General features: G+C 65.9%; 27 protein-coding genes. 11 read left to right on the forward strand and 16 right to left on the reverse strand.

The features are described from left to right. Window positions 1-45: 45 nt before the first annotated feature. Window positions 46-765, reverse strand: coding sequence for an SRPBCC family protein (locus tag C3E77_RS13960; RefSeq protein WP_108392446.1), 720 nt, complete (start codon window positions 763-765; stop codon window positions 46-48). A 173-nt stretch (window positions 766-938) separates the two neighbouring features. Between C3E77_RS13960 and C3E77_RS13965 the strand changes: the two genes are divergently transcribed. The 3 genes from C3E77_RS13965 to C3E77_RS13975 are packed head-to-tail and all read left to right on the forward strand — an operon-like array spanning window position 939 to window position 2114. Continuing rightward, window positions 939-1274 carry an ArsR/SmtB family transcription factor gene (locus C3E77_RS13965; RefSeq protein ID WP_108392448.1) on the forward strand — a complete coding sequence of 112 codons (336 nt, stop codon included), beginning with the start codon at window positions 939-941 and terminating at the stop codon, window positions 1272-1274. Next, on the forward strand, window positions 1271-1762 hold the full coding sequence (locus C3E77_RS13970) for an SRPBCC family protein (protein ID WP_108392450.1): 492 nt from the start codon (window positions 1271-1273) through the stop codon (window positions 1760-1762). Before C3E77_RS13965 ends, C3E77_RS13970 begins: the two co-directional genes overlap by 4 nt. Beyond that, window positions 1755-2114 carry an iron chaperone gene (locus C3E77_RS13975; protein WP_108392452.1) on the forward strand — a complete coding sequence of 120 codons (360 nt, stop codon included), beginning with the start codon at window positions 1755-1757 and terminating at the stop codon, window positions 2112-2114. Before C3E77_RS13970 ends, C3E77_RS13975 begins: the two co-directional genes overlap by 8 nt. A 190-nt stretch (window positions 2115-2304) precedes the next feature. Here C3E77_RS13975 and C3E77_RS13980 read toward each other — a convergent pair whose 3' ends face one another. Both C3E77_RS13980 and C3E77_RS13985 read right to left on the reverse strand, forming a co-directional pair. After that, the gene (locus C3E77_RS13980; RefSeq protein ID WP_162925019.1) at window positions 2305-2682 is read right to left on the reverse strand and encodes a DUF7715 family protein; all 378 of its coding nucleotides are present in this window, start codon (window positions 2680-2682) and stop codon (window positions 2305-2307) included. A 545-nt stretch (window positions 2683-3227) separates the two neighbouring features. Beyond that, window positions 3228-4886: a catalase gene (locus tag C3E77_RS13985; RefSeq protein ID WP_108392456.1), complete on the reverse strand. Its 1659-nt coding sequence runs from the start codon at window positions 4884-4886 to the stop codon at window positions 3228-3230. 109 nt (window positions 4887-4995) lie between these two features. On the opposite strand from C3E77_RS13985, the gene C3E77_RS13990 reads away from it, so the two are divergent. Further along, window positions 4996-5478: a Fur family transcriptional regulator gene (locus C3E77_RS13990; RefSeq protein ID WP_108392458.1), complete on the forward strand. Its 483-nt coding sequence runs from the start codon at window positions 4996-4998 to the stop codon at window positions 5476-5478. 26 nt (window positions 5479-5504) lie between these two features. Here the strand turns inward: C3E77_RS13990 and C3E77_RS13995 are convergent, their stop codons facing one another. Beyond that, a complete protein-coding gene (locus C3E77_RS13995) occupies window positions 5505-6617 on the reverse strand; it encodes a carboxylate-amine ligase (protein ID WP_108392460.1) in 1113 nt (370 codons plus the stop codon). A gap of 79 nt (window positions 6618-6696) precedes the next feature. On the opposite strand from C3E77_RS13995, the gene C3E77_RS14000 reads away from it, so the two are divergent. Continuing rightward, window positions 6697-7506 (forward strand): class II glutamine amidotransferase, encoded by an 810-nt coding sequence (locus C3E77_RS14000; protein WP_162925020.1) that lies wholly within the window; start codon window positions 6697-6699, stop codon window positions 7504-7506. 763 nt (window positions 7507-8269) lie between these two features. On the opposite strand, the gene C3E77_RS14005 is transcribed toward C3E77_RS14000, so the two are convergent. Then, window positions 8270-9607 (reverse strand): MFS transporter, encoded by a 1338-nt coding sequence (locus C3E77_RS14005; RefSeq protein WP_108392464.1) that lies wholly within the window; start codon window positions 9605-9607, stop codon window positions 8270-8272. Between the two features lie 134 nt (window positions 9608-9741). Here C3E77_RS14005 and C3E77_RS14010 point away from each other — a divergent pair, with 134 nt between their 5' ends. Beyond that, window positions 9742-10599 carry a LysR substrate-binding domain-containing protein gene (locus C3E77_RS14010; protein ID WP_108392466.1) on the forward strand — a complete coding sequence of 286 codons (858 nt, stop codon included), beginning with the start codon at window positions 9742-9744 and terminating at the stop codon, window positions 10597-10599. Window positions 10600-10730: 131 nt separating this feature from the next. Here C3E77_RS14010 and C3E77_RS15740 read toward each other — a convergent pair whose 3' ends face one another. The 4 genes from C3E77_RS15740 to C3E77_RS14025 all read right to left on the reverse strand — a co-directional run bounded on the left by C3E77_RS15740 (window position 10731) and on the right by C3E77_RS14025 (window position 14339). Next, entirely contained in the window at window positions 10731-10859 is a 129-nt protein-coding gene (locus C3E77_RS15740; RefSeq protein ID WP_257790997.1) for a hypothetical protein, read from the reverse strand. Further along, entirely contained in the window at window positions 10856-11797 is a 942-nt protein-coding gene (locus tag C3E77_RS14015) for a sugar phosphate isomerase/epimerase family protein (RefSeq protein ID WP_108392468.1), read from the reverse strand. Before C3E77_RS14015 ends, C3E77_RS15740 begins: the two co-directional genes overlap by 4 nt. A 118-nt stretch (window positions 11798-11915) precedes the next feature. Then, window positions 11916-13622: a BCCT family transporter gene (locus tag C3E77_RS14020; RefSeq protein WP_108392470.1), complete on the reverse strand. Its 1707-nt coding sequence runs from the start codon at window positions 13620-13622 to the stop codon at window positions 11916-11918. A 243-nt stretch (window positions 13623-13865) separates the two neighbouring features. Continuing rightward, on the reverse strand, window positions 13866-14339 hold the full coding sequence (locus C3E77_RS14025) for a hypothetical protein (protein WP_108392472.1): 474 nt from the start codon (window positions 14337-14339) through the stop codon (window positions 13866-13868). A 224-nt stretch (window positions 14340-14563) separates the two neighbouring features. Here C3E77_RS14025 and C3E77_RS14030 point away from each other — a divergent pair, with 224 nt between their 5' ends. Together C3E77_RS14030 and C3E77_RS14035 are read left to right on the forward strand one after the other, a co-directional pair. Further along, window positions 14564-15796 (forward strand): sensor histidine kinase, encoded by a 1233-nt coding sequence (locus C3E77_RS14030; RefSeq protein WP_234031220.1) that lies wholly within the window; start codon window positions 14564-14566, stop codon window positions 15794-15796. Further along, window positions 15793-16422, forward strand: a complete 630-nt coding sequence (locus tag C3E77_RS14035) for a response regulator transcription factor (protein WP_108392474.1) — start codon at window positions 15793-15795, stop codon at window positions 16420-16422. The genes C3E77_RS14030 and C3E77_RS14035 overlap by 4 nt, the downstream gene beginning before the upstream one ends. 295 nt (window positions 16423-16717) lie before the next feature. Here C3E77_RS14035 and C3E77_RS14040 read toward each other — a convergent pair whose 3' ends face one another. After that, on the reverse strand, window positions 16718-17278 hold the full coding sequence (locus C3E77_RS14040) for a DUF6434 domain-containing protein (RefSeq protein ID WP_108392476.1): 561 nt from the start codon (window positions 17276-17278) through the stop codon (window positions 16718-16720). A gap of 268 nt (window positions 17279-17546) precedes the next feature. Here C3E77_RS14040 and C3E77_RS14045 point away from each other — a divergent pair, with 268 nt between their 5' ends. Beyond that, window positions 17547-17855 carry a 2TM domain-containing protein gene (locus C3E77_RS14045; RefSeq protein WP_198412158.1) on the forward strand — a complete coding sequence of 103 codons (309 nt, stop codon included), beginning with the start codon at window positions 17547-17549 and terminating at the stop codon, window positions 17853-17855. Between the two features lie 82 nt (window positions 17856-17937). On the opposite strand, the gene C3E77_RS14050 is transcribed toward C3E77_RS14045, so the two are convergent. Then, window positions 17938-18861, reverse strand: coding sequence for a hypothetical protein (locus tag C3E77_RS14050; protein WP_108392478.1), 924 nt, complete (start codon window positions 18859-18861; stop codon window positions 17938-17940). Window positions 18862-19020: 159 nt separating this feature from the next. On the opposite strand from C3E77_RS14050, the gene C3E77_RS14055 reads away from it, so the two are divergent. Beyond that, window positions 19021-19377, forward strand: a complete 357-nt coding sequence (locus C3E77_RS14055) for a hypothetical protein (protein ID WP_162925022.1) — start codon at window positions 19021-19023, stop codon at window positions 19375-19377. Between the two features lie 3 nt (window positions 19378-19380). Further along, the gene (locus tag C3E77_RS14060) at window positions 19381-19701 is read left to right on the forward strand and encodes a DUF7882 family protein (protein WP_108392482.1); all 321 of its coding nucleotides are present in this window, start codon (window positions 19381-19383) and stop codon (window positions 19699-19701) included. A gap of 35 nt (window positions 19702-19736) precedes the next feature. Here C3E77_RS14060 and C3E77_RS14065 read toward each other — a convergent pair whose 3' ends face one another. The 5 genes from C3E77_RS14065 to C3E77_RS14090 all read right to left on the reverse strand — a co-directional run bounded on the left by C3E77_RS14065 (window position 19737) and on the right by C3E77_RS14090 (window position 25536). After that, the gene (locus tag C3E77_RS14065; RefSeq protein ID WP_108392484.1) at window positions 19737-20006 is read right to left on the reverse strand and encodes a hypothetical protein; all 270 of its coding nucleotides are present in this window, start codon (window positions 20004-20006) and stop codon (window positions 19737-19739) included. A gap of 309 nt (window positions 20007-20315) precedes the next feature. Beyond that, on the reverse strand, window positions 20316-21491 hold the full coding sequence (locus C3E77_RS15685) for a formylglycine-generating enzyme family protein (RefSeq protein ID WP_234031221.1): 1176 nt from the start codon (window positions 21489-21491) through the stop codon (window positions 20316-20318). Between the two features lie 9 nt (window positions 21492-21500). Then, window positions 21501-22940, reverse strand: a complete 1440-nt coding sequence (locus C3E77_RS14080) for a sulfatase family protein (protein ID WP_108392486.1) — start codon at window positions 22938-22940, stop codon at window positions 21501-21503. Window positions 22941-23016: 76 nt separating this feature from the next. Continuing rightward, on the reverse strand, window positions 23017-24513 hold the full coding sequence (locus tag C3E77_RS14085) for a sulfatase family protein (RefSeq protein WP_257790998.1): 1497 nt from the start codon (window positions 24511-24513) through the stop codon (window positions 23017-23019). Next, window positions 24514-25536: an aliphatic sulfonate ABC transporter substrate-binding protein gene (locus C3E77_RS14090; protein ID WP_108392488.1), complete on the reverse strand. Its 1023-nt coding sequence runs from the start codon at window positions 25534-25536 to the stop codon at window positions 24514-24516. Window positions 25537-25542: the final 6 nt, after the last annotated feature.

Consider the following 25542-nt stretch of genomic DNA (forward strand, 5'->3'; position numbering starts at 1 on the left):
GGCCAGAGGGTCGACGGATGCCGTCGGCAAAGTTATAGTGGCCGGTTACCGCCCGCGTGGATCGCGGGCATCACCCTGCCGCTCCCCCGAGACCGCCGCCACGAGTCGGTCGAGCGTCAGTCCCCAGTTCTCTTCAACACCGGACTCGGCCCAGGCCCGCGCTTGCTGGGCGGTGAGATGGTCGGGCAACGCGAGGGAAAAGACCATGTCTGTCGCGGCATCCGTTCTCCTGTCCGTTCTCCTGTCCGCTCCCAAGGCGACACCACTGTCAGCCGCGCTGGCAACCGCTCTGTCAGCCTCGCTCGCAACGGCGTTGTCGGGGGCGTTGTCGGGAGCGGTGTCAACGGCACTGTCTGCGCTGCTTTCTCCCCGGTCGCCCGCGCTCTGGCCGACGTCCGCGGCATCCGTCTCATCAGCGTCACCGAGGATGACCGTGACGAGAGGGACGTCTCCCAGTTGGCTCATCGTGATTTCGGGCCAGCCGCCAACGGCACCCCACGAGAACACGAGCCTGTCGACCGGCGAGATCTCGCGGTAGATTCCGCCGGTCACATATTTCGTGAACTCATCGACGACCATCTGCTGCCGCCAGGCGCCACCCACTCGAAGGTCGACGTCGATGGGTTCCGCGGGCATCGGAGCCGCGTCGTTATAGAACCAGTCGAGGTGAGCAGGGTCTGTCCAGGCCCGGAATACCGCTGTGCGCGGGGCGTCGAGGCGGCAGACCAGCGTGAATCCCCGGTGCAGTTCGTATGTTGCGATCATGGTCGTACTCCTTGCGGGCGGATGGTGCTCGAACGCCGCCTCACTCAAGAGAACGCTCCGGCACAGCGCCCGTCAACCCGTAGACACCGGGGTCAATTCGCCGTCGACTCGACGCTCGGTTCTCTGGCCCGTGTCTCTTGTGGGCTGTCCAATGGCGATCTACACTGAACCACATGGTTCAGGATGCACTTCTCGACCGGGCGTTCTCCGCCCTCTCGGACGCCACAAGACGCTCGATCCTCACCCGACTTGGTAACGGGCCTGCATCGATCGGTGAGCTCGCTGAACCCGCGGGCATGACGCTGACCGGCATGAAGAAGCACGTCAAGGTGCTCGAAGACGCCGGACTCGTCTCAACCGAAAAAATCGGGCGCACACGACAGGTCCGGCTCGGAACCGAACGGCTGGACGACGCCATGGCGTGGATCGGCTTCTATCAGCGCCTCTGGGAGCGTCGACTCGACGGCCTGGACGCGTACTTCACGCTCCAGAAGGGAACAGAGAAATGACCGAACAACCTGACACCACCGACACCACTGACACAACCGACACCATCGGACTGCGGATCACGCGGTTCCTTCCCGCGACCCCCGATGAGGTCTTCGACGCCTATACGGATGCCGACAAGCAGAAGATCTGGTTCAGCATCCTTGACGAGAAGCCAGGAATCGTCGACATCCACGTCGATTTGCGGGTCGGCGGAAAGCAGACCGCCGTGTGGGGTCCGGATGCCGACACCCTCTTCCACGAGACGCAGACGTTTCTCGAAATCGACCGGCCGCATCGGCTCGTGACGGAGTCGACCGGCGGCGGCCCGGACGGGTCGGCGATGACCACCCACATCGAGGTCACCTTCGACGCCCAGGACGACGGATGCCTCGTCACCGTCGTGCAAACCGGATTCCCCGCCGTCGAGGTACGCGACTTCTTCAGCCAGGAAGTGTGGAACGGTGCGTTCGCGCGCGTCGAAGCGTACCTGCGAACCCAGCATGCCTAACCCGACCACCGTCGACGAGTACATCGCCGGTTTTCCCGCCGAGCGCCAGGTCGTCCTCCAGGACATCCGGGAGGCAATCCACCGGGGCGTGCCTCACACCGACGAGAAAATCCGTTACGGGATGCCGGCGATCATGCTGGGCGGGCGCTACGCCATCCACTTCGCGGGCTGGAAGAAACACATCGGCCTGTACCCGGTGCCGCGCTTCGACGAGCCACTCGAAACCGAGGTGGCGCCCCACCGCAGCGAGAAAGACTCGGTGACCTTCCCGTGGGATTTGCCAGCCCCGCTCGCCCTCATCGAACGCGTGGCCGCCGCCATCGCGCGCACATCACCGGGCGACTCCCCGTAACGCCCGCAGCCGACGGTCGACGGTCGGTCAATATCCGGTACCGCGTTCATCCGACGGTCGACTGGCGGCAGTCGGCTGACGGCTGGCTCGCCCGCAGCCGACGGTCGACTGACGGCGGTCCGCTGACGGCTGACGGCTGGCTCGCCCGCTTGCTGGCTGACCGACTCGCTCGCTGCTGGCCGCTGGCCGGTCAGTACCCGGTACCGCGTTCCTGCAGGAACGCGTACCCGTCACGCCGACCGACCACGGATCCCACCGGCCAGCGATTGGCCGTGAAGCGCGATTCACGCACCATCTGGTCTGCGTAACCGTCGCGGCCGCACTCGCGGCAGCATCCGTTCACCACGATCGTGCGGAATTCCCTGATGTCGAGAAACGGCAGGTCGGCGATCACGGCCTGGGTCGTCAGCCGCCCGGACGCTGCGCCGATGAACGAGAACGCACCAACACAATCTCTCGCGTCGCACGAGCACGGGCCGGGGTCGATCACCAGCTCACCCTCGATCGCCATCGAGTTGATGCTGCCGTCTTGGCCCTCGGTTACGGGTGGTGCCACAAGTACCTTCATGATGTCCTCCATCGAATTGGATAGGTTCATCCGGCACACCTCAGGTATAGAACGCCCCACCGACATTGCCGCGAGGGCGGGCGGCGGTCGCGCTACCGCCGCTGTCCCGCTGGCCCTCGGCGGGCGCACGCGACCCGTTGCTCAGCCAAAAACGGCTGCAGGCGCGTTGCTCGGCCACAAACGGCGACGCTTCCGCCCAAAACCCGACCGTTACTGACCGAGCAACGGCACGAACGGGCCGCAACGACCATTTCTGACCGGGCAACGCTGCGAGGCGGGGGTTCGCGGCGCGCGACGCGCGGGCGGGAGCGACGACGCGCGGGCGGGCGCAGCGCGCAGGTCGGGAGGGCGACGCGCGGGGCGGGCGCGACGCGCGACGCGCGGGCGGGCGCGGCGACGCGTGGGGCGGGCGCGACGCGGCGACGCGCAGGGCGGGAAGGGCGACGCGCGGGGCGGACGCGGCGCGCGACGGCATCCGCACATCAAAAAACGGCGAGCCCCGGGACATTCCCGGGGCCCGCCGTTTCACTACGGGGTCTTACTCGTTACAGCGTTACAACAACGCGCTCGTTGGGCACGCAGTGGGTCATCACCAGTCCGGCGATGTCCCGCGGGCCGTTGTTGCCGAGGTTCGCGAGGCGTGCAAGCTCAGCCTCGTTGAGGGTCTGGCTCGCGAGCGGCGGGAGGTGACGAACGTCGTCAGCGCTGATGCCGAGACCGGCACCGACGCGAGCGCCGAGGGAGTCCTCCACCATGAAGAAGTGCCAGACCATACGCTCCTGGACCTCGCGGCTCGCCTGTCCGATGAGCTCGACGAAGTTGGCAACGAGGTCGTCCTGCTCCCACGGCTCCATCAGCAGGAAGCGCTGGCCAGCCTGCGTGTAGTCGTCGGTGCGCGGGATGCGCTTGCGCGTGAGGCGCCCGACGATCTCGGGACCCTGCTCGTCGTGGGTCGGGTACGTGGCTTCACGCAGCGAACCATCGGTGATCGACGGCTCGTAGTTGATGTGCGGGTTTTCTCCGCCGTCCACGTGGTAGGTCATCTGGCCGTCGCGCTGGTTCGTGTGAACCTTGGCGTTCTTGGCCTGGTTGACCGGGAGCTGGAGGTAGTTCGGTCCGACGCGGTAGCGCTGGGTGTCGCTGTACGAGAACGTACGGCCAACGAGCATCTTGTCGTCGGAGAAGTCGAGACCGTCGACGAGCACACCGGTGCCGAACGAGAGCTGCTCGTTCTCAGCGAAGAAGTTGGAGACGTTGCGGTTGAGCACCATCTTTCCGACCGTCTTCGGCGGGAAGTCGTTCTCCGGCCAGAGCTTGGTGTCGTCGAGCGGGTCGAAGTCGAGTTCGTCGTGCGCGTCGTCAGACATGAGCTGAACGCGAAGCTCCCACTCGGGGTACTCGCCGTTCTCGATCGACTCGTAGAGGTCCTTGGATGCGTGACCGAGGTCGCCGGCCTGAACAGCGGCGGCATCCTTCTCGGTCATGCTCTTGACGCCGACGCTCGGAATCCAGTGGTACTTGACGAGCTTGGTCTCGCCCTCGGAGTTGACCCACTTGTAGGTGTTTACGCCGAAGCCCTGCATGGTCCGGTAGTTGGCCGGGATGCCGCGCGGGCTGAAGAGGTTCATGAGCATGTGCATCGACTCGGGAGTCTGCGACATGAAGTCGAAGATGCGAGCGGGCTCCTGGCGGAACGTCACCGGGTCTGGCTTCAGGGAGTGGATGACGTCGGGGAACTTGATCGCGTCGCGAATGAAGAATACGCCGAGGTTGTTGCCGACGAGGTCCCAGTTGCCGTCTTCGGTGTAGAACTTGACCGCGAACCCGCGTGGGTCACGTGCGGCTTCGGAGGAGTCGCGTCCGCCGATAACGGAAGAGAAGCGGATGGCCAGGTCGGTGCGCTTGCCCGGCTCCTGGAAAAGCTTGGCGCGGGTGTACTTGGAGATGGGCTCGTCGCCCCAGTTGCCTGTTGCCTCGAAGTAACCGAATGCGACGGCCCCGCGTGCGTGGACAACGCGCTCCGGGATACGCTCACGGTCGAAGTGGCTGATCTTCTCGAGGAACTGGTAGTTCTCGAGTGTCGCCGGGCCGCGTGCGCCAACGGTGCGCTGGTTCTGGTTGTCGTAGACGGGGTGACCCTGTCGGTTGGTCAGGACCTCCCGGTCATCGCCCTCTGCGGGTGGCTGGCTTGCGACATCGGTCATGGATTTCTCCTCATTTACTGCAATACGCATATGGACGTTCCAAACACGGAAGTTGCTTCAGCTTACGGCCTTGTTTTGACTAAATCAAAACAAGGCCTAGCATTGACCCATGGCACTTGCGGCTGAACCCCAACTCGACGCGGACGTGTTCGGCGCGGCCGCACTCGACCCCGATGTACTCCGGCAGTCGCTTCGCGCGGCGGGACTCAGGGTGACGGCACCTCGCCTTGCCGTGTTGGAAGCGGTCGAAATGCACCCGCACTCCAGCGCCGAAGAGATCTTCACGCGGGTGCAGGAAATCCTGGGCAGCTCATCGCCGCAGGCCGTCTACGGCATCCTCGCTGTCTTCACCTCTGCAGGCCTCGCCCGGCGATTCGACCCGCCCGGATCCCCCGCGCTCTTCGAGCGGAAGGTCGGCGACAACCACCACCACCTGCTCTGCGTGCGCTGCGGAGCGGTGAAGGACGTGGACTGCGTCATCGGCGAAGCCCCCTGCCTGACTCCCTCCGACACATCCGGGTTCGAGATCTTCGCCGCCGAAGTGATATTCAACGGCATCTGCGAAGAGTGCCAGACGGCATCCGCGCAGTAACTGCCCGGCTCCTGCAGTCGTAGCGGTCAGAGCGCATCCTGCCCGGCGGTCAGTCTGGCGAGGTCAGCGACAACGTCGGCGAATTGCCCGGTGCGCGCGAGAACGGCCCGCTGGCGCATCGCTCCGTTGCCCCGTGCCAGCACCGCGTCGACCCGCTGTTCGACGAGGTCTTCGTCACCGCTCCGCCGGAGAGCAGGCCGCACCAGTTCGACGAGATCGGCGACGACATCCGCAGCCGGCCGTGGTGTGAGCGTCACCGGGTCGACCAGCGTGCCCTCGAGCCCGTAACGACCGGCCTGCCAGCCCGCGAGGCGTATCAGCGCCGCCGGCACCTGCGGCGCCCGCTCGCCGTCGCGCCACAGGGTGACGGCAGTCTCCACCAGACCGCGACACAGGGCAGCGATCAGCACCGTGTCGGCGGCATCCGCACAGACATCCGGAACCCGGATTTCCACCGTCGGCGCGTGATGCGACAGGCGCGCGTCGAAGTAGACCATGCCCCTGTCGAGCATGACGCCCGAGTCGAGCATGGCCGCGACCGTCGCGTGATACTGCTCTGCTGAACCGAACACTTCGGTCGGCCCGGCGGTCGGCCAGCGCAGCATTGCCTGCGACCGGTAGCTCGCGTAGCTCGAGTCAGCTCCCTGCCAGAACGGCGAGTTCGCGCTCAACGCGACGAGCACGGGCAGCCAGCAGCGAATCCCATCGAGAGCGGCAACACCCTCCTCGTCCGAGTCGACCTGCACGTGGACGTGACACGCGCACGTCAATTGCTCCCTGGCGGTGATTCCGAACACCTCGGCCATGTGCTCATACCGGGGATGCGAAAACAGCCGCGGCTCGACCCGCAGCGGCGACGTGGCCGACGCAATCACGCGCACGCCGGCATCCCTCGCCGCGTCGATCGCCCGCGAACGACACTGCCGGATGTCATCGGCCAGCTCTGTGAGATCGGCGTGCGGAGCAGTGTTGGTCTCGACCATCTGCTGCTGCACCTCGTGTTCGAGCCGTCCGCCGAGGTGGTCATGAGACCCGGGGGCATCGTTGGTCTGGCGGAGGATGCGCGTCGCCACCGACCGTGCGGCGCCGCTCTTCGGATCGACCAGGAACAGCTCTTCCTCCACCCCGACGGTGCGCATGCGTATAGTGTCGCAGCCCGCTTCGGTTGCCACCAGCGCGAGAGTGGAGAAAGCTGGACACTGCGGAAGGGGGTGCTTCATGTGCCGATTGCTTGGTTACGTTGCAGCCCGCCCTGTCGCCGCGGTCGATGTCCTCGGCGAGCGGCCATTCGAGGCCTTCACCTCGCTCGCGTCACTCCACGGCGATGGCTGGGGGATGGCGTGGCGCGACCGCGACCACCTCACGCACGCCGTTTCCAGCCCGGACTCGGCGGCCCGCGACCCTCGGTACGCCGAACTCACGCACACGCCGCTCGGGGCCGCGGGGCTGGTGCACCTGCGCTGGGCCACCGGGGGCCTTCCCGTTGCACCGGAGAACACACATCCGTTCACCGACGGACAATACGTGTTCGCCCACAACGGCAACATCACACCGATCTCCCGGCTCGACGAGCTGCTCACGCCGGAGTCGACGGCGAAACTCAGGGGTGCGACCGACAGCGAGCGGTATTTCCGTTTCATCAGGCAGTGCATCGGCGAGAGCGGAAGCGAGGCGAGCGGCGTCACTCGCGCACTGCACACGATGATGAAGGAGTTTCCGGACGCGAGCCTGAACGCGCTTTTGCTCACGCCGACGACCCTGTTCGCGATCCACATCAACAGCCGGGCTGCGTCACCGCCGCCCGCACTGAGTGCACTCTACGACTCGTATGAGGACATGCCTCCCCGGCACGCGACGGAGTATTACGCGATGGACTACCGCGTGAGTGCGGATGCCGTTCACATCATTTCGAGCGGGCTTGACGAGCCGGGGTGGACGCACGTTCCGCCGGACTCGGCGGCGATGATCGACCTCGACACCCGTGCGGTGACGCGGCTCGACCTGCTGCCGGTCGGGCCGGGGATCTGAGCGGGCGCGGGCGGCCTCCCGGGCCTCTCGGCGTCGAGCGCTGCACTTCCCCGCCCGCGCTTGCTACTCAGGTAGGCCGCTCATCGTCCGCCGCCGCGTCCACCGCTGCATATCCAGCGTTCCGCTGCAGAAGCTTCTGCCGCGCAGAACCAGTTCCTGCAGCGCTCGACAACCGCACGCGCCGCCGCGCCGCCCATCTGCCCGACTTGTCCACAGCATCCGTCCTCGCCCGCCCACAGCATCCGCTCACACCATCGAGCGCTGCAGACCCTGCGTTTCGCTGCAGAAGCTTCTGCCGCGCAGAACCGGTTCCTGCAGCGCTCGGCGAGGACGCGTACCCGCACCCAGTTGCATCCGCACCCACATACGCCCACAGCATCCGCTCGCAGCCGACCCGACTTGCCCGCCGCCTTGCCCGACTCGCCCAATCGCATCCCCGCCTGCCCGCGCGCCCGCAGCATCGAGCGCTGCATATCCTGCGTTCCGCTGCAGAAGCTTCTGCCGCGCAGAACAAGTTTCTGCAGCGCTCGACAACCGCACGCCGCCGCGCCGTGCCGCTCATCCTGCCCGACTTGCCCGACTCGCCCACAGCATCCGCTCGCAGCCGCCCCGACTTGTGCGCCGCAGCATCCGTGCCCGCGCTTGCGCACAACGTCCGCCCCGCATCGAGCGCGCCACATCCTGCGTTCCGCTGCAGAAGCTTCTGCCGCGCAGAACCAGTTCCTGCCGCGCTCGGCAACCGCACGCCACGAGCGGGCGGGGGTCAGGCGCCGTCGAGCGTCCGCGGCGAAATACTCACCCAGGGCACGAACCGGCGGAGACGCACCTCGAGCCGGAGCTGCCCGCGCCGCGCGAGCACAACCGCAACGATGGCGGCGGCGAGCGCGGGCACTCCACCCGAGACCACCATGCCGGTGTGCGCCCCGAACTGTTCGACGATCACACCCATGAGCGGCCCGCCGATGGCCTGCCCGCCGAGCAGCACGAGCACGTAGAGCGACATCACCCGCCCGCGGATACCGATGTTGCTCGACATCTGCACCAGCGAGTTCGACGCGGTCAGGAAGAGAAGGGATGCCACGCCCACGGTGACCAAGCAGATCGAGAACAGCGCGATCGACGGCATCAGGCCAGCGGTGAGCTGAAGCAGCCCGGTTGCGCCGACGCAGACCACGATCGTGCGCAGCCGAATGGATGCCCGCCGGGTCGACAGCAGAGCTCCGACCAGCGCGCCAACCGCGACCATCGAGTTGAACAAACCGTATCCGCCCGGTCCGACATCGAACACGTCGTCAGCATATGACGCGAGCAGCACGGGCATCGTCAGCCCGAACACAGCGAACACCGCGATGAGAATGACCGGGTAGACGATGGTCGGCTTCGACTTCGCGTACCGCAGCCCCTCCCGCAACTGGCCCTTCGCGCGAGGCGATGGCGCGAGCCGGGTCATCTGGTCGGTGCGGAGCATCCCGAGCATGCCGATCACCACGAGGCACGCGACCCCGTTGATCGCGAATGCCGGGCCCGCCCCGACCGTGAGCAGCAGCACACCGGCAATCGCGGGTCCGATCATGCCGGCCAGCTGGAACACCGACGAGTTGATGCTGATCGCGTTGCGCAGGTTCCGCTGCCCGACCAGCTCGGTGACGATGACCTGCCGGGCCGGGTTGTCGATCACCGTGACGAGCCCGGTCGCAAACGCAATGGCGAAGACGTGCCACGCTTCGACGGTGCCGGTCAGCGCGAGGGCTGCGAGACCCAGGCTGAGCACCGCGAAGAGCGCCTGCGTGATGACCATAAGCATCCGCTTGCTGTATCGGTCGACGATCACCCCGCCGAACAGCCCGAACAGGAGCATCGGCGCGAACTGCATGGCGACCGTGATGCCGACGGCGGTCGCGCTGCCGGTGAGTTCGAGGACGAGCCAGTCCTGGGCGATCCGCTGGGTCCAGCCCGCGGTCATCGCGAGCAGGTTGCCGATCGTCCACAGCCGGAAGTTCGGCACGCTCAGCGCGATAAAGGTCTTGCGCCACGGCAAGCGTCCGGTTTGCGCGGAGAGGGGTTCGGTGGGCGGGTATGCGGTCGAGGGCGCGGCGGCCACGGAAGATCTCCTTGAAACGTTGGTAGAGCGGATGCCTTAGCAAGGCTAGTGACAGCATCCCCATTCGGACCCTCAATAGATACAATTACGGTCATTGGAGTTCTCAATGCGGAGACTTCAGAGACTGGAGTGGCATGTACGACCCGGTATTGCTCAAGACGTTTCTCGTCGTGGCCGAGACACACAGCTTCACGAACGCGGCGCAGCGGCTCGGCATCAGCCAGCCAACGGTGAGCCAGCAGATGAGCAAGCTCGAGCGGGCGGCCGGGCGGATCCTCATCGTCCGCGACACCCGCGAGGTGCGGTTGACCGACAACGGCGACGCGATGGCCGGCTTCGCACGCACAATCCTTGCGGCGCACGCTGCCGCCGAGAGCTATTTCACCGGGTCGGCGATGAAGGGCCGGTTGCGGTTCGGAGCCGCAGACGACCTCGCGATCACCCAGCTGCCGAGCATGTTGCGGCACTTTCGGCAGCTGTACCCCGAGATCAACCTGGAGCTGACCGTCAACCAGAGCGCCCCGCTGCGGCGACGACTCGAGCAGGGGCACCTCGACCTCATCTTCGTGAAGCAGAGCGCCGGCGAGGCGACGGCGAGCACCCGGGTCGCGAAAGACACCCTGGTCTGGATGGCGCAGGACAACCTGACTCTCGCCGAGGGCAACCCGGTGCCGCTCATCGCATACCAGGCACCCAGCCTCAGCAGGCAAGTAGCGATCGACGCGCTCGAAGCCGCCGGTCGAACCTGGCGGATCACCTGCAACACCCGCGACGTCAACGGGATGCTCGCGGCGGTGCGGGCCGGGATCGGGATCGCGGCGTTTCCGCACTCGCTCATTCCGTCCGACCTGGTGAAGGTGAGCAATCGCTTCAGCCTGCCGGAACTTGTCGACGTCGACTACGTGCTGATGGCGAACCCGTCGGCCGCGAGGGAGCCGGTGCAGGCACTGATGTCGGCGATCATGAGCCGGGGCGTGCGGCGGGAGGCGTAGGGCGGGCGGTCGGGCGCCGAGGCATCCGTTTCGCCCAGCGCCGGCAGGCACTCGCCGAGAACACCCGTTCCGGACCAGATCACCCGTTGCGCCGGGTGTTCTCGACCGCAACGGATGTTCTCGGGTTGCGTTCAGCCCGCAAACGGGCCGAGTAGCTGCTCCTCGATGACCCCGGCGGCCACGGGCTCGAACAGCCCCTTCTCTCCGGAGCCGATCACGGCAACCGTCTGGATGGTGGGCACGCGTTCTCCCTGAGTCATTTCGTTCCTTCCGCGAGGGCGGAGCTGAGTACCTGACGGATGTAGTGCACGTTCTCGGCGATGACGCCGAGCGAGTCTGAGCCGTAGTGCTCGCAGCAGAACGGCCCGGTGTACCCGACGTCGAGCGCCTGACGGATGACCTTGCGGTAGTTCACATAGCCGTACTTCAGTGGCACCGGCGAGGAGAAGTACGCCCCGGTTGCGGGGTCGTAGTCGCGCGTGTAGTTCTTGATGTGCCAGAAGTTCGAGTGCGGCAGCACCTTCTCGAACATGGTCTCCCACGGCTCCACATCACGGTGCAGGCGAACGAGGTTGCCGAGGTCAGGGTTGAGCCCGACCGCGTCATGGTCGACGTCCGCGAGGAAGGCGACTGCCTCGTCCGCGGTGCCGACGTAGGTGTCCTCATACATTTCAAGGCTCAGCTGGATGCCCTGGCGAGCGGCGTGGTCGCCCAGTTCACGGACGCGCTCGATCGCGAGTGGGCGGAGAGCCGGGTCATCGTGGTGGCCGTCTTCGAGCCAGAACCAGATCGCCTTCTGTTGTTCGGGAGTGAGCGGCTGCATGAAGCCGGTGTTCACGACCGTGACGCCGAAACTGGGCGCGATGTCGATGAAGCGGTGGGCGTCGCGCAGGTGATCGTCACCGTGCTCGCGATCGACGATCGAGCTGCGCGTCATCGAGATGGACGAGAGGGTGAGCCCCTCGCCATCGAGCACCCGGCGGAACTCCTCGAGCCGCTCGTCACTGAGTTTGGCGAGAGGCAACCAGGCGTCAGTAGGGTCGATCTGGTCAACGCCGAGCTGCTTGACCTGCCGCAGCTGGGAAGCCCAGACCGTGGATGGGGCGTCCTGGAGGGGACGCCCGTCTGCTGTGTTACCGAACGACAGCATGTTGGCACCGATCGGCCAGTTCTCGGCGGTGAGGACTGCGTCAGACATCATTGGCTCCTAAGCGGATCAGCACCCCGGAGTGAGGCACGACTAAATCCTATAGGCAAGAGGATATACCGCGTCAAGGGTGCGGCATCCGAGATGCGCGCCAGCAGCACTACCGAACTCAGAACACCTGCGTCGGAGGCTCGTTCGACCCGGGCTTACTTCGTCGGAAGAACCACCCGCGGCCCGCCGGCACGGCAGGGTCGCCGGGGTCGTCGGCATCCAGACCGTAGTGGTCACCGATCCGCTCCATAAACGCCGACCGCCTGGCCTTCTCCCACGCCTTGTACTCCCGGTTGAACGCGAGCGCAGTGGCCCAGCAGATGAGCAGCATGATGATGCTGAACGGCAGGGCGATGATGATTGCCGCGGTTTTCAGCGCCTCCAGCCCGCCCGCGAGCAGAAGCGCGATGGCCAGAACGGAGGTGATGACGGCAAAGAACGCGCGAATCCACCGCTTGGGCTCCACGTCCCCGCCACTCGCGATCATGCTCATGACGAGCGAACCGGAGTCGGCAGAGGTGACGAAGAACACCGCGATGAGGATGATCCCGCCGACCGTGAGTACCGACCCTGCCGGCAGCTGATCGAACATCGCGAACAGGGCGCCCTCGACGTTGACCACACCGTCGGCGCCAATCAGTCCGCCCGGTCCGTTGAGCTCGGAGTAGAGCGCCGTCCCGCCGAGCACGCTGAACCACAGGAAGGTCACGAGGGTTGGAACGAGCAGCACACCGGTGACGAACTGTCGCACGGTGCGCCCCCTCGAGATCCGGGCGATGAAAATGCCAACGAAGGGTGCCCACGAGATCCACCAACCCCAGTAGAACGTGGTCCACGCGGCCTGCCAGGTCTCCCCCGCCTCGCCCGCGAACGCACCGACGTTGAACGACAGCCCGATGAAGTTCTGCAGGTACGTACCGATCGACTGCACGAAGTCGCGCAGCAGGAACTGGGTGGGCCCGACGATGAGGATGAACAGCACGATCAGCCCGGCGAGCACGAGGTTGATGTTCGACAGCCACTTCATCCCCTTCGCCACACCGGAAAGCACCGAGAAGAGCACGGCACCGGTGATGATGACGATCAAAACAACATTGATGAAATCGGATGCCGCGATAATCCCGGCGCTTTCCAGCCCGGCGCTGATCTGAACGACGCCGAGTCCGAGCGAGGTGGCAACGCCGAACAGGGTGCCGACGAGGGCGACGACGTCGATGACGTTGCCCCACCCGCCGCGGACCCGATCGCCCAGCAGAGGTTCGAGCGCCCAGCGGATCGACACCGGCCGACCCCGCCGGTGGATCGCGTACGCCAGCGCGACCCCGATGACAACGTAGATCGACCAGGCGTGGACGCCCCAGTGGAGGTAGGTCTGCGACAACGCCGACTGCGCGAGCTGGGCGGGTGTGCCGCTCACGCCCGGGCGGGGGTCGGCGAAGTGGCTGAGCGGCTCGCCCACTCCGTAGAACACGAGGCCGATGCCCATTCCCGCGGCGAAGAGCAGTGAGAACCACGACCCGAGCGAGAACTCGGGCTCGTCATCTTCCTTGCCGAGCTTGATGTCGCCGTACCGGCTGAACCCGATCCACAGGCTGAAGATGACGAAGAAAGCGGAGATCAGAACGTAGTACCAGTTGAAGTTGCTGACGATGCTGGCCTGGATGTTCGCGAACAGGACCTCGGCGGCATCCGGAAGGAAGATCGCGAAGGCCGCGAAGACGATCACGATCACCGCGGCGGGCCAGAACACCCAGCGCGCGACCCCGGGGGACTTCGCTGTGGCGGTTGTCGCTGCGGCGGTTGAGTCGTTCGGATCGGCTGACATGCGGCAGAGAATACGTCCGTCGCTGTGGCGCCTATAGAGAGGAAAGACTCCCCCTAGCATTATTCTCGCGAGAGCGCAGTTCCGCGCCGGACCCGGGATCGTGCTGCGACGACAGAAACGGTCACAGTTCGCGAGGAACTGCGACCGTTTGTGGCCGAGCAGAGCGGATGCCGCGTCAGCGGTCGAGCGGACGACGAGCGGATGCCGCGTCAGCGGTCGAGCGGACGACGAGCGGATGCCGCGTCAGCGGAGGAATGTGATGCCGAGCGTCGCAAGTACGCCGAACGCGACACCCCACAGCACGATTGAGATGACCTGCCAGAAGATGACTGCGTTCCTCGATGCCCCGAATGACACCATCGCGGCCGAGGTGATCTGGCTGGGCAGGAGCGTCTGGCCGAGGAGGCTGACCCCGGCGACGCCATACCGGTCGAAGCGCTCCCGCAGCTTCGCGCGGCGGGGTGTCTCAGGCTTGGCGGGCTTGCCGTTCCGAACCTTGGATCGGACACCGTGGGCGCTGAACACGAAGATGAGCATCGAGACGACATTGCCGACGATCGCGGCGGCAATGGCGATAACAGGCGGGATGCCGGCGAGCACGCCGATGACCGCTCCGAAGTACGACTCGACGAACGGAATCGCAGCGGCCAGGATCACACCCACCCACTGCAGTACGTCCGGGAGGGAGGAGGTGAAGTCGCGCAGCGCGTCAATCATGGGGTGCCTTTCGTCGAAGCCGTGGTGCTGTGATGCTGGTTGCGCTCGAATGCCGGAAGACCCGTCAGCCGAGGCGATGACTCCATCCTTCCGGCGCACAACGAGGGCGGTAAGTGTCGTCGCGTCACGGCATCCGGGGCGGTTTCACACCCGCGACCGTGACAAATGTCACTGCTCTACGCTGAGAGCATGTTTCCCCAGACCGCGCCGAAACGGGCATCGTCGTGACCGCTCAACGCAGCGCCGCAACCGGGATGCCCGGCGAACCGCAACGCGAACAGCCAGCGCGCAGCGTCCAGACGACGTGGACCTATACGCTCTCGTCGATCATCTTCTTCTTCGTCGTTCTCGACGCCATCCTGCTGATCGTCGCGATGGCCAATTATGCGCAGTCGCGCAGTGCGCTTGACGCCATTCTTCTCGCCTTGCTCATCGTTTCGGCGGTGGTGCAGGTGCGGTACTGCTGGTTCCTCCGCGTCGGGCGCGGTGGCGGGATGCCGCGGGTCGGCTGGACAGTGGCTCTCTTCGCTCCGCCAGCACTCGCGTGGGTGCTCGGCCTGTTCACTCCCGCTGCAGGGCTCTTCGCGGCGTTCCCGCTGTGGATGGCGGTCAACGCGGTCGCTCCCCTGCTGCCGGTCACGTCCAGGCGGGCTGTGCTTCCCGCCGGGGGCGTGGTGACGGTTCTGCACCCCGTCCTCGCTTCGATGCTGGGGCATCCGTTCGACACCACCGGCATGTCGGGGTCGGGGCTCCTGTACTTCTACGGCGTCCTGCTGCCGCTCATGATTCTCTCGAGTCTCTGGTGGTGGGAGATCGTTGTGACGCTCGACCGGCACCGTTCGGCCGCAGCCGAACTCGCCGTGGCCAAGGAGCGGCTTCGGTTCGCCTCCGACCTGCACGACATTCAGGGCCACCACCTGCAGGTGATCGCGCTCAAGTCGGAGCTCGCCGAGCGCCTGCTCGCGGTCGATCCCGAGGCCGCGCGCGAGCACGTGCACGAGACGCGGATGATCGCGAAGCAGGCGCTCGAGGAGACCCGATCGCTCGTCGCCGGTTACCGTGAGGTCGACCTCGCCGCCGAGCTCGAGAATGCGCGCGAGGTGCTCACCGCTGCGGGAGCCGACTGCACACTGCAGGTCGACGCGCTGCCCGCCGATGCCGAGGTCCGCCGCGTGCTCGCGCTCGTCGTGCGGGAGGCGACCACGAACATCCTGCGCCACAGTGCAGCGACGCGGGCCGCCATCCGCCTGACGACGACGGCCGAGAGCGTGACCCTGGAGATCGAGAACAACGAGGCGGCTGTGCCAACGGATGCCGCGGGGCGGGCCGACAGCAGCGGTCTGGTTGGCCTCCGTGACCGGGTGTCCGCGTTGAATGGTCGGCTGGAGACCGACGTCGAGAGCGGGCGTTTCTCGTTGCGGGTGGTCGTGCCAGCGCGGATCGGAGCCAGGGTATGACCGACCTGCAAAACGAGCCCCGTGTCATCCGTTTGCTGATCGCGGACGACGAGCACCTCATTCGCGGCGCACTGAGTGCCCTGCTCAACCTCGAGCCGGACATCGAGGTTGTTGCGAGCGTCGACAACGGGGTGGCGGCCGCCGAGAAAGCGCTCGAGACGAAGCCCGATGTCTGCCTGCTCGACCTCGAGATGCCCCAGGCGGACGGAATCGAGGCTGCCGCGCGCATCCTCTCGACGGTCGCGACGAAAGTCGTGATCGTGACTCGTCATGCCAGGCCCGGCGTGTTGCGGCGAGCGCTCGCGGCGCGGGTGTCGGGATTCGTGCCCAAATCGACGCCAGCCGAGGAACTGGCGGACGTCATCCGTGATGTGGCTGCAGGCAAGCGGTACATCGACCCGGAGATCGCGGCGACGGCGTTGACGGCCGAGCGTTGCCCGCTCACCGATCGCGAGCTCGACGCGCTGCGGTATTCGCGGTCGACGATGAGCGTGCAGGAGATCGCCGATCGGCTGCACCTCGCGCCCGGCACCGTGCGCAACTACCTGTCGGCGGCGATGACGAAACTCGATGCCCGGTCACGGCACGAAGCGGCGGAGGTCGCCTGGCAGCAGGGCTGGATCTAGGGCGCTGGGCGGCCAGGCGCGCTGTCGCTGGGCGCGCGCTGTCGCTGGGCGCGCTGCCACTGCTCGGCCGGAAACGGACGCTCTTTTCGGGAAACTTCGACCGTTTCTGGCCGAGCAAGGTCGAACAAGGTCGAACAACCGTTTGTGCCCGAGCAACGAACGGATGCCGCGGCATCGGTCACGCCGGCCGGCGAGTGCATCAGAAGCGGTCGAGAACATCCTGCGCAACTGATGCGCTCGACCGGAAGTGACGCGTTCGGCGCGGGTGGCGGAGCGATGGGGGTGCAGACAGGCGCTATGCCCGGTCGCGCTCATCTACCGGCAGGGCCCGATACTCCCGCCAGGCCTCGAGGCGTTCTGCACGGCTGCCCTCTGGGTACTCCTCGTGCCAGCGCCGGGTGAACCGATTGAACTCGAACTGCGCGCCGATCTCTTTCGGGCCGGTGTCGCGGGAGGCGTGCCAGGCGGTCACGGCATCCGTCAGCGTCACGGTTCCATCGGCATTGGCGATGAACTCTCGCATTGCGGCGTCAAAGTGGAAGGCCGGGCCAATCTCGGCCGCGAACCACTCCCGGAGCACCTGGCTGCACCGCTGCCCGGCGGGAATGACGGTGTCTGAAGTGAGCGGTGGGGCGAGTTGCCGTGTGGCCTTGCGGACCGGTCGATCTGTCGCTGGAGCCGATGAGCCATCGAGTGACGCGGCGATGCGTTCGGCGAGCTCGTCCTTACCGCCGGACGAACGGATGCCACGGACGCGCGCAAACGCGACCAGCTCATCCTTCAGCCAGTACCAGCGGCGGAACTCGGTGCCGGTCAGCGCGTCGCTCAGCGGGGGACGTTGGGCGGGAATGAGCATGTGTCGATCCTTCCATCTGTCGGTGCTCGGCCAAAAACGGTCGCACTTCTCCAAAAACGACGACCGTTTCTGACCGAGCAAGTCACGAGCAGTGCCCGGCGACGACGGTAATGCTCTGCCTCGGTGCCCGACGGGCCTGCCGCTTTGTCGTCGATATGCACCGGGCCTGAGCGCGGCGGGAATGAAATGCCCACGCTACGAATTGAGGATTCATCATGACCCATCAACGAACCGGATTGGCTGGTCCTCACAGATAGGAGAAATTGACATGAACGAAGACAATGACATGAACGAAGACATCGACATCCGGCGGCAGGCGCGCCGTAACATCGTCGCACGCAGGATATTCACCGCCATCGTCGCGATCTGGGTGATCGCATCGCTGGCGATGGTCCTCATCTGGACTCTGACCACACCGGACGGATACTTCTGGCCGATCTGGCCGATACTCGGCTGGGCGGTCGCCGTGATCGTGGCGGCAATCGCGGTGTTCGGTGGGCGTTTGTTCGCCATCCGTGACGCCCGGGTGGAGTCAGAGATGGCGCGACTGTCCGGGACCCCGAACCGCCAGAGCTAAATGCCCGCTACCCGGAATCCAGGCGCCCACGTTCGACCCTCCCGCCGCAGCTTGAGTGGTGGGAGGGCCGCTGGGCGGCCTCTCACGCCGGGCGATTGATCCCGTCGCCATCCCAGGTCAGGTCGGCGTCGGTGCGGAGTGGCAACACCTCGAGCCCCGGCGTTCGTACGAGTTCGCGGATGAGCGCGGTGGTTCCGGCAACCAGTGTCGAGTCGAAATCGATCTCGGTGGCGAGCACCCACGCGTGATCATCGGGCCACAGGATGCTGGGCGACTGCGCCCACATGACCTCGCGGACCCACGGCGCCCGATTCGGCCACGCGGCATCCGCCAGGTCGTTCGCCCCGACCTCGAACAGCACGTAGTGGCGCCCGGTGCCACCGTGCAGATCAAACCGCGGCCCGGACGCGACCTCTCTCGCCAGCAGCCCGGAACCCGGCTCCGGCTCGAGGCCGGAGCTGGCGGGCAGCCCGTCGCTCCCCGCCAGCGTGAGACTGGCAAATCCGGCCGAACTCACGAGGCCACCCCAGCCCTCCCAGATCGCCGCGATTCCGGCATCCGGAGTCGATGTGTGACGAGCGAGAACCGCGGATGCCGCCGCGAGCGACACAGCATCAAGACAGCCCAGACTGGTGGGGCCATAGCGCCAGCCATCGGGGGACATGACGCTGTCGGCATCCCCGTCGTCGCGGCGCACGAGGCGTGCGTATTGCGCTTCAGCGTGCATGGTTGTGCCGAATGATTCGGCAACCTGGGACCAGGTGGCACGCTCGGTCTCGAGTGATCCCGCGATGTCGGCGCCGTCGGCAAAGTAGGTCGACCCGGTAACGCCCAGCCAGGTCTTCGTGGCACGCGGCCGATCACGCTCGACGGGATGGAACACGCGCGCGTACGCCTCAAAGCCGCGCGGGACGATCGACAGGATGCTGCCCCATGACTCGACCTCCACCGAGCGAAGCCATTCCCCCCGCGGCACATCCGCCACCCATTCGAATCGCTCTGCCATGCGCCCTATCCTCACCCATGCGGGAGCCGTGCTCGGCCGGAAATGGTCGCTGTTTCTGAGAAACTCCGACCGTTTTCGTCCGAGCAGAGGAAGAACAACCGTTTGTAGCCCCGTTCGCGCGGTTTTCCGACGACGCATGCATGCCGTATGGTCGGACCCATGAAGCGCATCACACACAGTGGCGGGTCATTCGTCACGGGCAACGCGATCACGGCGGCGCTTCTCGAGTACACAACAACGGTGGCAGACGCAGAACACAGCGTCACCGTCGATATCACTGTCCTCGAAGAACACGGCGAGACCTCCGTCCACACCATCCTCCTCAGCCAGGCCAGCCAGTTCGACGTCGCAGACGTGGGCGGCATCACGGCGGAGGAAGAAGCGCGACGCTTTCCCGTTCCGGAAATGCCGCAGGTCGGCATCAGAGGCACCGTGGAAGAGGGCACCGGCGCGGCCCGGACCGCCGAAGATTTCAATCACGTCATGGACGAGCTCGATGCAGGGTTGGGACAGTAAATCATGGGCAAATTCATCTACGGAACCCCGTCGATCTCCGTCGAGTTCGACGACCGGGTACTCGCGCACCTCAAGGTCGTCATCCTGTCGAAGGTTCGGCGCGGTGAGAGCTTCACGTTCTCCTGGGACTACACCGTCGCCTCGGGCAGCGGACACAGCTCGATCTGGATCCACCCCACCATCCCGCTCCAGTTCGACTTCGTGGGGAGCCGGGAGCCTCAGCTCAACCGGGCATGGGTCGAAGAACTCGTCAAGCTGGCCAACTCCCCGGCGGGCTTACGGGTGATCCCGGAGCCGAACGAGCCCGCGACGGCAAACCGCTAGCTCGGCACCTTTCCGGCCGACTCGAGCGCGAGCGCTCAGAGCAAGTCGGCGATGTCCCACGTTGAGTGGTCCTCGAACGTCGCCCCGGTTTCCTGATCGTCGTCGGGAACGTCGAGGGCGGCAAGGGTGACCGCGACGCCCGGGCCGATCAGCACGCTCACAGCAGCACCTCCCACCATCGTCAGGTCGACGAAGCGCCCTCCGGCGACCACTGCGCGTTCGACCTCGGCTTTCACCGAAGCGGCGTCGGTCCCCTCCGCAAGCACGTAGGAATGCCCCTCGACCGTCAGGATCGTGCGCTGCATCGGAGTCCCTCCTGGTTCGGGCATCGACAGACGGCCCACGCTACAGCTGAAACCGCGAAACAGTAAGACATTCCCCGTCATACATATGAATCGCACAGGCGGCTCGTAACCGCACCCGCGGGCGGGCCGTGCTCGGACGACAACGGTCGCTTACGCCGGCGGACGCGTTACTCGGCCATAAACGGCTGCTGTTCTCCAGAAAATGCAGCCGTTTGTGACCGAGCAACGGCCGAGCAGCCCTTTGTGACCGAGCAGCCATTTGTGGGCGAGCAGCGGATGCCGTGACGCGCGTCAGGCGCGCAGCGCGCGTCACGCGTCGCGCGCGCAGCGGAACCCGAGGTGGGTCGTCGCCGAATCCTCGGTCTGTGGCGACCTCGCCGCCGGCCGATACCTCATGCAGTACTCGGGGGCACAGAGGTGCGAGCCGCCCTTCGTCACGTGGCTGACCGCCGGGTTGGGCGCGCCGGCAGGCTGCGCAGCCACAACCGGCACGGCCTGCGCCAGCCCGTCCGTAGATGCCGCCGACGACCCAGCCGTCGACCCGCCCGCCGCCGACCCAGCAGGCACGGCGGCCGCCGCACCGGACACAGCGCCCGCGGCAGACGCACCCGATGCACTGGAGGTGGACACACCGCCGGGCACGGGCGACGAATCGGCAGAGCGCATGCCCGTGCCCGAATCCGACGGCCCGCACATGCATCCGTCACCGCATCCACCGGCGGAGGCACTCGCCGCAGCGGTCCCGAGCAGGTTCGTCGCCATCGCCCGACGCGCGCGGTGGTCGGGGGTGAACACCGAGGTGGTCCACTCCCAGACGTTGCCGATCATGTCGACGAGCCCGAATTCGTTGGCCGGGAACGTCCCAACCGGCGATGTCCCGACCCAGCCATGAGCACCGGTGTTGCGATACGGAAACGACCCCTGCCAGGTGTTCGCGAGCAGCCGGCCGTCCGGAGCGAGCTCGGAACCCCAGGCATAATCGAGCCCGTCGACTCCCCCGCGTGCCGCGCGCTCCCACTCGACCTCGGTCGGCAGTCGCTTGCCCGCCCACGCGGCGTACGCGGAGGCATCCGTGAAGCACACCTGCACGACCGGGTGATCCTCACGCCCGTCGATATCGGACTCCGGACCGAACGGATGCCGCCAGCTCGCCCCGGTCTGCCAGCTCCACCACGCACGCCAATTGCGCAGGTCGACCGGGCCATCGGTCGCGCGGAACGCGAGACTCCCGGCCGCACGGTCAGCCTCGCTCAGCTGCGGATACTCGGCCGCCTCGAGGGCGCGTTCTGCGACGGTGACGTACCCGGTGGCATCCACGAATTCAGCGAATTGCCGGTTCGTCACCGGATGCCGGTCGAGGTCGAACGCGGCGACGGTGGCGCGGTGCGCCGGGGCCTCTTCCGGATAGAAGGAGTCGGAACCCATGACGAAGGTTCCGCCGGGGATCCGCACCATGTCCACCCCGATCGCCACGGACATCGCCATCGCTGCCTCCTAGTTCGCCGAACCGACGCCGGCCGGAACCGGCTGCGACGAGTGGGGCGCATCGCCCAGCTCGGCCTGAAGCTGCCACAAGCGCACCTTCAGGTCGTCACGGATTTCAGTGTAACGAGCCGAGTGGTACACGTTGTTGAGCTCCTCGGGGTCCTCAGCGAGGTCGTACATCTCCCACTCGGGCGGGTAGACGTGTTCGCTCGAACCGGCCAGACCCATCCCGTCGTTGTAGAAGTAGATGAGCTTGTAGCGGTCGGTGCGGATGCCGTAGTGCGCGAGTGCGTGGTGGTGCTGATCGTCGTTCTCGTAATACCTGTAGTAGACCGAGTCCTGCGTCGGCTCGTCCGACCCGGTGAGCTGCGGCCAGAAGCTGACCCCCTGCATCCGTTCGTGCGGGGTGATGCCGACAGCGTCGAGGATCGTCTGGGCGAAGTCGACGTTGGTGACGAGCTGCTCGATCGGTTTCGACGGGGACACCCGGTTGGGGTAGCTGATGACCAGCGGCATCCGAATCGATTCTTCGTACATGAAGCGCTTGTCGAACCAGCCGTGGTCGCCGAGGAAGAAGCCCTGGTCCGACGTGTACATCAGCATCGTGTCGTCGAAGTCGCCGCGATCGCGGAGCCAGTCGATGACCCGGCCGACGTTGTCGTCGACGGATGCCACACACGCGAGATAGTCCTCCATGTAGCGCTGGTATTTCCACAGGGCGAGCTCATCGGGCGTAAGGTCCTCGGGCGGAGCGACCTTGAGGTCGCTGGAGTTCAGGTAGTCGGCCACACGCATTGTCGCGTGCCTGGCTGCCATCGAGCGGGTGGCGTAGTCGTCGTCGAAGGTGCTCGGAACCGGAATGGTCGAGCCGGCGTACATGCCCTTGTGCTTGTCGTCGGGCTCCCAGGCGCGGTGCGGCGCCTTGTGGTGAATGAGGAGGCACCACGGCTCGTCGCCCTCGAGTGAGTCGACCCAGTTCATCGACAGGTCGGTGATGATGTCTGTCGCGTAACCGGGCTCGATGTGCACGCCGTCCTCGGTCAGGATCTGCGGGTCGAAGTACTCGCCCTGCCCGCGCAGCACTGCCCAGTAGTCGAAGCTCTGCGGGTCGTGCCCCTCACCCTCGCCCATGTGCCACTTGCCGACGATGCCCGTGCGGTAGCCGGCCTCCTTGAGCTGCGACACGAAGGTCGGCTGGCTCGCGTCGATCGGGGTGTCAAGCGTCGTCACCTCGTTGATGTGGCTGTGAGTGCCGGTGAGGATCGACGCGCGGCTCGGGGTGCAGAGCGCATTGGTGCAGAAGCAATTGTCGACGCGCACTCCGGCGTCGGCGATCTCATCGATGCGCGGGGTCGTGTTCACCACCGAGCCATAGGCGCTGATCGCGTGCGACGCGTGGTCGTCGGTGAGGATCAGGACGATGTTCGGCCGTCGGGATGGGGTGGTCATGGTTCTCGCTTCGTGGTTTGGTCGGATGCTGCACCCGGCGCCCGGATGACGTTTCGGATGCCGCGGGGCACCCTGGTTACTTCTGGTAGGCCGCGTCGTCGAATCCGCTGAGGGAAGGGTCGTAGCCGACTCCCCCGACGTCGTACATCGTCGTCATCCAGTGATAAAACTTGTCGCCGCGCTCGCGCAAGAGGTCGTACAGTCGCTGCATCATCGACTCGCGGATCTCCGCCATGTCCGGCAGCGTGTAGACGTTGTTGAGCTCGTCCGGGTCGCGCAGGAGATCGTAGAGCTCGTTGACCGATTCCGGGTTGACGACCAGTTTGTATCTGTCGTTGCGAAGCATCCGCTGGGCGATCGGGAAATGGTGTCCGTGATACTCGCAGACGATGTCGTCCGCCCAGTCCGGATGCTCGCCAGACACCAGCGGAACGAGGCTCCGCGAGTCGACGGCCGAACTCTGGTCGATCCCGGCGAGGTCGAGGAACGTCGCCGTGCAGTCGAGAAGGCTCACGAACTCATCACGGACCTGCCCGGCTGGAGCACCGGGGATGCGAACGATGCCCGGGGTGCGATAGATGTCTTCGTACATGGCCGGCCCCTTATCGTGCAGCCGGTGTGAGCCGGTGAACTCGCCGTGGTCGCAGCTGAAGAACACGGCGGTGTCGTCGGTGAGACCGAGCCGGTCCATCGCCTCCATAACGCGCCCGATCTGTTCATCGATGAGCGTCACGTAACCCCAATAGATCGCGATGAGCTTGCGGCTCGTCTCGATCGGCATGGTGTCGAATGCCCAGTGGTCGCTGTAGTTCTGCTGCACCGGGGGTTTGCCGGCGAAGGTCTCGGCGATCGATTTGGGCAGTTCGATGTCGGCCGGGTCGAACCTGTCGAAGTACTCGTTCGGAACCACATACGGCAGGTGCGGGCCGAAGAAGTGCAGGCCGAGGAAGAACGGTGTTCCGTCCTTCGCGTTGTCAGCGGCGTAGCGTTCGAGCATTTCGATGGCGCGGGTGGCCAGGTAATACTCGAACGTCGCCTCGACCGGCTGGTGCAGCCGAGCGGCGAGCAGGTTGCCCGGCCCGCCGTTCGGCAGCGTCCCACGGATTTGATCACTGATCTCGTACGGCGGGAGGCCGTGCTCGGTCAGGTAGGCCAGGTAATCCTCGTTCTCCACCGGGTTGTGCCAGCCGGGCAGGTCGGGCCCGTCGAAGCCGTAGTACGCGGCGTTCTTCTCGTTGCCCGCGTGCCATTTGCCGATCAGTCCTGTGTTGTATCCCTCGGCGCGAAGCGCTTCAGGGAAGGTGAACTGACCATCGGGGAGATCCTCCAGATAACCGACATTGCGCTCGTGGTTGGCGAGCAGCTTGTGCCGGAACGGCGCCTGCCCCGTGAGCAGGCTCGCGCGGGCGGGCGTGCAAATCGCGGTGGGTGTGTACCACCGGTCAAAGCGCGTGCCCGTGCGAGCCAGCTCATCGAGAACGGGCGTCTCGGCCAGCGAGTTGCCATACGCACCGAGCGTGTCGACCCGGTGCTGGTCGGTCATCAGGAAGAGGATATTGCTGGCCTTCGTCACCTACTTGCCGGCTCCGATGTAGAGGTCGCCGGTGTAGTACGTCGCCGGGTCGACCGGTTCGGGCAGCTTGCCAGCGCCGACGAAGTACGAGTTCATGCCCTCGAGCCAGCCGGCGACCGATCCGTCTTCGGTGAGCTCATCGAGCTCGGCCGAGGTCATGATCTTCACGTTCTTGGAGTCGGCTTCGACACTGGCTTCCTCGAGCTTGAGCATGGCGGCCGTCAGCTTGACGGTCTCGTCCATGTTTTCGGCACGGAAGTCGTTGGCGTCCCGAAGGGCGGCGATGACCTTGGAGACGGTCTCTTCGTTCTCGTCGACGAACGTCGGCGCTGAGACGAACGCGGTGGGGAAGGACACCGTCTCGGCGAAGTCGTCGTTCTCGGCGAGGATGTTGAGGTCGGGGACCTGCTCCTCGATCGTGTTGATCAGCGGGTACCAGATGCCGGCCGCGTCGACCTGCTTGGAGGCGAAGGCCGCGACGACGGTGGACGGGTCCATCGCCACCTTCTCGACGTCGTTGATCGACATACCGGCCGATTCGAGTGCGAGGTTGAGGATCATGTCGCCCGAGGTGCCCTCGGGAACGGCAACCTTCTTGCCCTTGAGGTCTTCGATCGACTCGATGCCGGCCTGGGCGATCACGCGGTCGGCACTGCCGAGGGTGTTGATCGAGACAATCTTGGCCTCACCGGATGCCGGGAGCCACATCGCACCTGGGCCGATGTATCCGAAATCAAGGTCGCCGGTACCGAGCGCCTGGATCTGCAGCGGTCCGTTGGTGAAGACGCTGGTCGTCACCTCGATGCCGTGCTCCTCCCAGAGACCCTGGTCTTCCGCGACCGCGAGGAGGCTTGCTCCGTTGAAGTCGGCGATGTAGCCGAAGTTGACGGGGGTGAGTTCCTCAGGAGCAGAGGCGTCACCGCCCTCTTTACCTCCGGCGGAGTCGGAAGCGCACCCGGTGAGTGCGAGTGCGACGACTGCGACGGCGGCAACGATGCCCCGTCTGGCAAATGCGTGTGTCATGGTTTC

This window comes from Mycetocola zhujimingii (assembly GCF_003065425.1).
Classification (GTDB): Bacteria; Actinomycetota; Actinomycetes; order Actinomycetales; family Microbacteriaceae; genus Mycetocola_A; species Mycetocola_A zhujimingii.